Here is a 5,292-nt window from a genome sequence, read left to right as displayed (position 1 = left end):
AATTATGATTCTCGAGTCGGCGTCCGACCTCCGGGCGCGGGCTCGAAAGGAGGGTGTAATCACAGCGGCGGCCGAGCATCTCGGCGCCGGCGGCCATGGTCGGCTCCCAGTCGAAGACGACGGCGTTCTCGTCCGGGCCGATGATGACGGTGTCGCCCTCGTGCGCCCCGACCTTCCACAGCTTGTCCTCGACGCCGAGGCGGGCCAGCCGGTCGGCGAGGTAGCCGACGGCCTCGTCGTTGGAGAAGTCGGTCTGGCGGACCCAGCGCTCCGGCTTGGTGCCGCGGATGCGGTAGGCGCCGTCCTCCTCGGTGATGGTGAATCCCTCGTCGTCCACGGCCTTGGGCCGCAGCACGATCCGGGTCGACTCCTCGACCGGCTTGGCGGCGCGCGCCTCGGCGACGATCTGCGCCAGCGCGAAGTTCAGCTCGCGCAGGCCCTTGCGGGAGGCGGCGGAGACCTCGAACACCTGGTAGCCGCGCTCCTCCAGGGACTCCCGGGTGAGGTCGGCGATGTCCTGGCCGTCCGGCACGTCCACCTTGTTGAGCGCGACCAGGCGCGGGCGCTCCTCCAGACCGCCGTACTCAGCCAGTTCGGCCTCGATGGTCTCCAGGTCGGTCAGCGGGTCGCGGCCGGGCTCCAGGGTGGCGCAGTCCAGCACGTGCACCAGCACCGAGCAGCGCTCGACGTGCCGCAGGAACTCCAGGCCCAGGCCGCGGCCCTGGCTGGCGCCGGGGATCAGGCCGGGCACGTCGGCGATGGTGTACACGGTGTCGCCGGCGGTGACCACGCCGAGGTTGGGGATCAGGGTGGTGAACGGGTAGTCCGCGATCTTCGGCTTGGCCGCCGAGAGCACCGAGATCAGCGAGGACTTGCCGGCGCTCGGGTAGCCCACCAGGGCCACGTCGGCGACGGACTTGAGCTCCATCACGATGTCGCGGGCCTCGCCGGGCTCGCCGAGCAGCGCGAAGCCGGGCGCCTTGCGGCGGGCCGAGGACAGCGCGGAGTTGCCGAGGCCGCCGCGGCCGCCCTGGGCGGCGACGAAGCTGGTGCCGTGCCCGACCAGGTCGGCCAGCACCTCGCCGTTGCGGTCCAGCACCACGGTGCCGTCCGGCACCAGCAGGACGAGGTCGCCGCCGTCCGCGCCGGTGCGGTGGCCGCCCGCGCCGGGCTTGCCGTTGGTGGCCTTGCGCTTGGGCGAGTGGTGGTACTCCAGCAGGGTGGTGACCTGCGCGTCGACGGTGAGGATGACGCTGCCGCCCTCGCCGCCGTTGCCGCCGTCGGGGCCGCCGAGCGGCTTGAACTTCTCCCGGTGCACGGAGGCGCAGCCGTGGCCCCCGTTACCCGCGGCGACGTGAAGTTCGACGCGGTCCACGAAGGTGGTCATGGTGTGCCTCCAGTGTGCGAAAGTCTGCTGCTACCTGCGTAAAGCATGAAGGGTGGACCGGAACATTCCGGCCCACCCTTCACTGTGAGTCTGGTGTGACTCAGGCCTCGACGGCCACGATGTTGACGACCTTGCGGCCGCGGCGGGTACCGAACTGCACGGCACCGGCGGTCAGCGCGAACAGGGTGTCGTCGCCACCGCGACCGACGCCCGCACCCGGGTGGAAGTGGGTGCCGCGCTGGCGCACGAGGATCTCGCCGGCGGAGACGACCTGGCCGCCGAAGCGCTTCACGCCGAGGCGCTGGGCGTTCGAGTCACGGCCGTTACGGGTAGAGCTTGCGCCCTTCTTGTGTGCCATATCTCGCTATCCCCTTACTTGCTGACCGAGTCGATGCTGGTGATGCGCACCGCGGTGTGCTTCTGACGGTGACCCTGGCGACGGCGGTAGCCGGTCTTGTTCTTGTAGCGCAGGATGATGATCTTGTCACCCTTGGTCTGGTCGACGACCTCGGCGTGGGTCTTCACACCGGCCAGGACCCACGGGTCGGACGTGACGGCTTCGCCGTCGACGATCAGGATGGTCGAGAGCTCGACCGAGTCACCCGGCTTGGCCTCGATACGGTCGATCTCCAGCACGTCGCCGACGGCGACCTTGTGCTGGCGGCCGCCTGCGCGAACGATCGCGTACATGCGGTACCTGCTTTCCTTACTCGGTCGGAACTCCCGACGCCAGCCGCCTGGGTACGGACACAGGGGCCTCTCCCCGCCCGCTGCCGCGCGAACGCGGCGCTTCGGGAAGGTGATGTGCTCGGGAGCGTGTGGCGTAGACACGCCGAGGGTCAAGAATACGGACCGGCCGCCCGGGGGGCAAACCGGCCCGTACGGCCCGGGGCGGGCAAGGTCCCGCCCCGGGCGCGTGGGCACTACTCGGCCGCCGTATCACCTTCGGCGGCCGCCGCCTTCTTGGCCGCCGCGCTCGTCCGCTTGGTCGCGGTCTTGCGGGCGGTGGTCTTCTTGGCCGCCGTGGTCGTCTTCTTGGCGGCGGTCTTCTTCGCGGCGGTCTTGCGGGCGGCCCGCTTCTTGGGCGCCGGAGCCTCCTCCGCGGACGGCTCCTCGGCCTCGGCCTCAGCGGCCGGGGTCTCCTTTGCCGGGGCCTCGACGACGGCCTCCACGGTCTCGACGGCCGGGGCCTCCTCCGCGGGCGCCTCGACGACGGCCTCCACGGCCTCGACGGCCTCGGGGGTCACCACGGCCGGGGCGGCCGGGGTGGCAGCCTCCAGGGCCGCCTCCAGCGCCGCGTCGGCCCGCGCCTGGAGCACCACGATCTCGGCCTCGCCCGGCGCCCCGGCCGGAGCCGTCGCCTTGCGGACCGCGCGGCGGCGGGTGCGGCCGGCCGGAGCCGCCGCGGCGGCGGCGGGGATCTCGACCAGGTCCGGCTGGACGGCCGGGGCCTCCTCGACGGCCTCCGCCTCGACGCCCGGGACCTCCAGGGCCAGCTGGCCCTCGATCTCCTCGCGCACCGGCTCGCCCTCGACGACCACCTCGGCCACCGCGGCCTCGACGGCCTGCGGCTCCTCGGCGGCCGCCCCGCCCTTGCCCCGACGACGGCGCTTGCTGCTGCCCGCGGCCGCCTCGGCCGACACGGCCGGGGTGTGGACGTGGGCGCTCGGCTGCTCCATGTGAACGATCACGCCGCGGCCGTTGCAGTGCACGCACGGCTCGGAGAAGGACTCCAGCAGGCCCTGGCCGACCCGCTTGCGGGTCATCTGGACCAGGCCCAGCGAGGTGACCTCGGCCACCTGGTGCTTGGTCCGGTCCCGGCCCAGGCACTCCAGCAGGCGGCGCAGCACCAGGTCCCGGTTGGACTCCAGCACCATGTCGATGAAGTCGATCACGATGATGCCGCCGAGGTCGCGCAGCCGCAGCTGGCGCACGATCTCCTCGGCCGCCTCGATGTTGTTACGGGTGACCGTCTCCTCCAGGTTGCCGCCCTGGCCGACGAACTTCCCGGTGTTGACGTCGATGACGACCATCGCCTCGGTGCGGTCGATCACCAGCGAACCGCCGCTGGGCAGCCAGACCTTGCGGTCCAGCGCCTTCATCAGCTGCTCGTCGATCCGGTAGGTGGCGAACACGTCCACCTCGGAGGTCCACCGCTGGAGCCGCCCGGCGAGGTCCGGGGCCACGTTGGAGACGTAGTCGTGGATGGTGCTCCACGCCTCGTCGCCGGAGACGATGACCTTGGTGAAGTCCTCGTTGAAGATGTCGCGGACGACCCGGACGGTCATGTCCGGCTCGCCGTACAGCAGCGCGGGGGCGTTGCCGGTCGCGGCCTTCTTCTGGATGTCCTCCCACTGCTGCTGCAGCCGCTGGACGTCGCGGGTCAGCTCCTCCTCGGAGGCGCCCTCGGCGGCGGTGCGCACGATGACGCCCGCGTCGTCCGGGACGATCTTCTTGAGGATCTGCTTCAGGCGGGCGCGCTCGTTCTCGGGGAGCTTGCGCGAGATGCCGGTCATCGAGCCCTCGGGCACGTAGACCAGGTAGCGGCCGGGCAGCGAGATCTGGCTGGTCAGGCGGGCGCCCTTGTGGCCGATCGGGTCCTTGGAGACCTGCACCAGCACGGACTGGCCGGACTTCAGCACCGACTCGATCCGGCGCGGGCCACCGTGGCCCAGCGCACCGAAGTTGACCTCGCCGGCGTACAGCACGGCGTTGCGGCCCTTGCCGATGTCGACGAAGGCGGCCTCCATCGACGGCAGCACGTTCTGGACCTTGCCCAGGTAGACGTTGCCGACGTACGAGGTGGCCTGCTCCTTGTTGACGTAGTGCTCGACCAGCACGCCGTCCTCGAGGACGCCGATCTGGGTCCGCTGGCCGTTCTGGCGCACCACCATGACGCGCTCGACCGACTCGCGGCGGGCCAGGAACTCGGCCTCGGTGATGATCGGCACCCGGCGGCGGCCCAGCTCGCGGCCCTCGCGGCGACGCTGCTTCTTCGCCTCCAGACGGGTCGAGCCCTTGATTGACTGCACCTCGTCCGGGTCGAAGGACGGCTCGGTGGAACGGCGGCGCGGCTCGCGCACCTTCACCACCGTGCGGACCCCGTCCTCGGTGGTCTCGGCGGTCTCGACGGCACCGGCCTCACCGCTGCGGCGGCGACGACGGCGACGACGGCGGGACGAGGACAGGCCGGCGGCCAGGTCGTCGTCGTCCTCGACGTCCTCCTCGACGTCCGCGGCCGGCTCCTCGACGACGGACTGCCCGGTCTCGACGGCCTCGGCCTCGAACTCCTCGGCCTCGCCACGGCGACGACGGCGGCCGCCCCGACGGCGACGGCGCGACGGACGGTCGTCCTCCCACTCGCCCTCGGGCTCCGGACCGGCGACGGGGGCCTCGACGACGGGCGTCTCGACCGGCACCTCGACGACCCGCTCGACCGGCTTCGCCTTCTCGGCGGCCTTCGCCCTCTCGACGGCCTTGGCCTTCTCGGCCTTCTCCGCCCGCTCGGCCCGCTCGGCGGCCTTCCGCTCGGCGGCCTTCGAACGGCTCGGCGGCTGCACCCGCACCGAGGTGCGCACCCGGCGGCGGCGGCCGACGCCGCTGTACTCGAACTCGTCCTCCTCGCGCTGCGCGGCGGCCGGGGCCTCGACCGGCGCCGGGGCGGCAGCGGCGGGCTGCTGCTGCGCCTGCGGCTGCACGGCGGGAGCCGGGGTGGCGGCCGGGGCGGCGGCGGGCTCCTGGAACACCGGAGCCTGGAAGATCGCGGTGGACGGGCGGACCGCACGGCGGCGCACCCGGTGGGTCGGCTCGGCGGCCGGCGCGGGCTGGACGGCCACGGCCTCCTCGACCGGCTCCTCGTCGACGGGCTCCTCCGCGGCGGCGGGCTCGGCGACCGGGGTCTCGAG

The 5,292-nt window shown here is 72.5% G+C and carries 4 protein-coding genes; all 4 read right to left on the bottom strand.

Features of this window, described 5'->3' with window-relative positions:
• On the bottom strand, nucleotides 1-1,387 hold a 1,387-nt coding region (gene obgE / locus ACFV6I_RS37305), incomplete at its 3' end, for a GTPase ObgE (protein WP_380430495.1).
• A 100-nt stretch (nucleotides 1,388-1,487) separates the two neighbouring features.
• Nucleotides 1,488-1,745 (bottom strand): 50S ribosomal protein L27, encoded by a 258-nt coding sequence (gene rpmA, locus ACFV6I_RS37300; protein ID WP_030309712.1) that lies wholly within the window; start codon nucleotides 1,743-1,745, stop codon nucleotides 1,488-1,490.
• Nucleotides 1,746-1,759: 14 nt separating this feature from the next.
• Complete coding sequence (gene rplU / locus ACFV6I_RS37295) at nucleotides 1,760-2,077, bottom strand: 50S ribosomal protein L21 (protein WP_063347554.1); 318 nt, start codon at nucleotides 2,075-2,077, stop codon at nucleotides 1,760-1,762.
• 233 nt (nucleotides 2,078-2,310) lie between these two features.
• Nucleotides 2,311-5,292 (bottom strand): ribonuclease E/G (locus ACFV6I_RS37290; protein WP_380430493.1); only part of this gene is annotated, 2,982 nt, incomplete at its 5' end.

This window comes from Kitasatospora sp. NPDC059803 (assembly GCF_042732255.1).
In the GTDB taxonomy this organism is placed as follows: Bacteria; Actinomycetota; Actinomycetes; order Streptomycetales; family Streptomycetaceae; genus Kitasatospora.
Note: the sequence above shows the minus strand (reverse complement) of the source record. Positions and strands in the feature narration are given on the sequence as shown.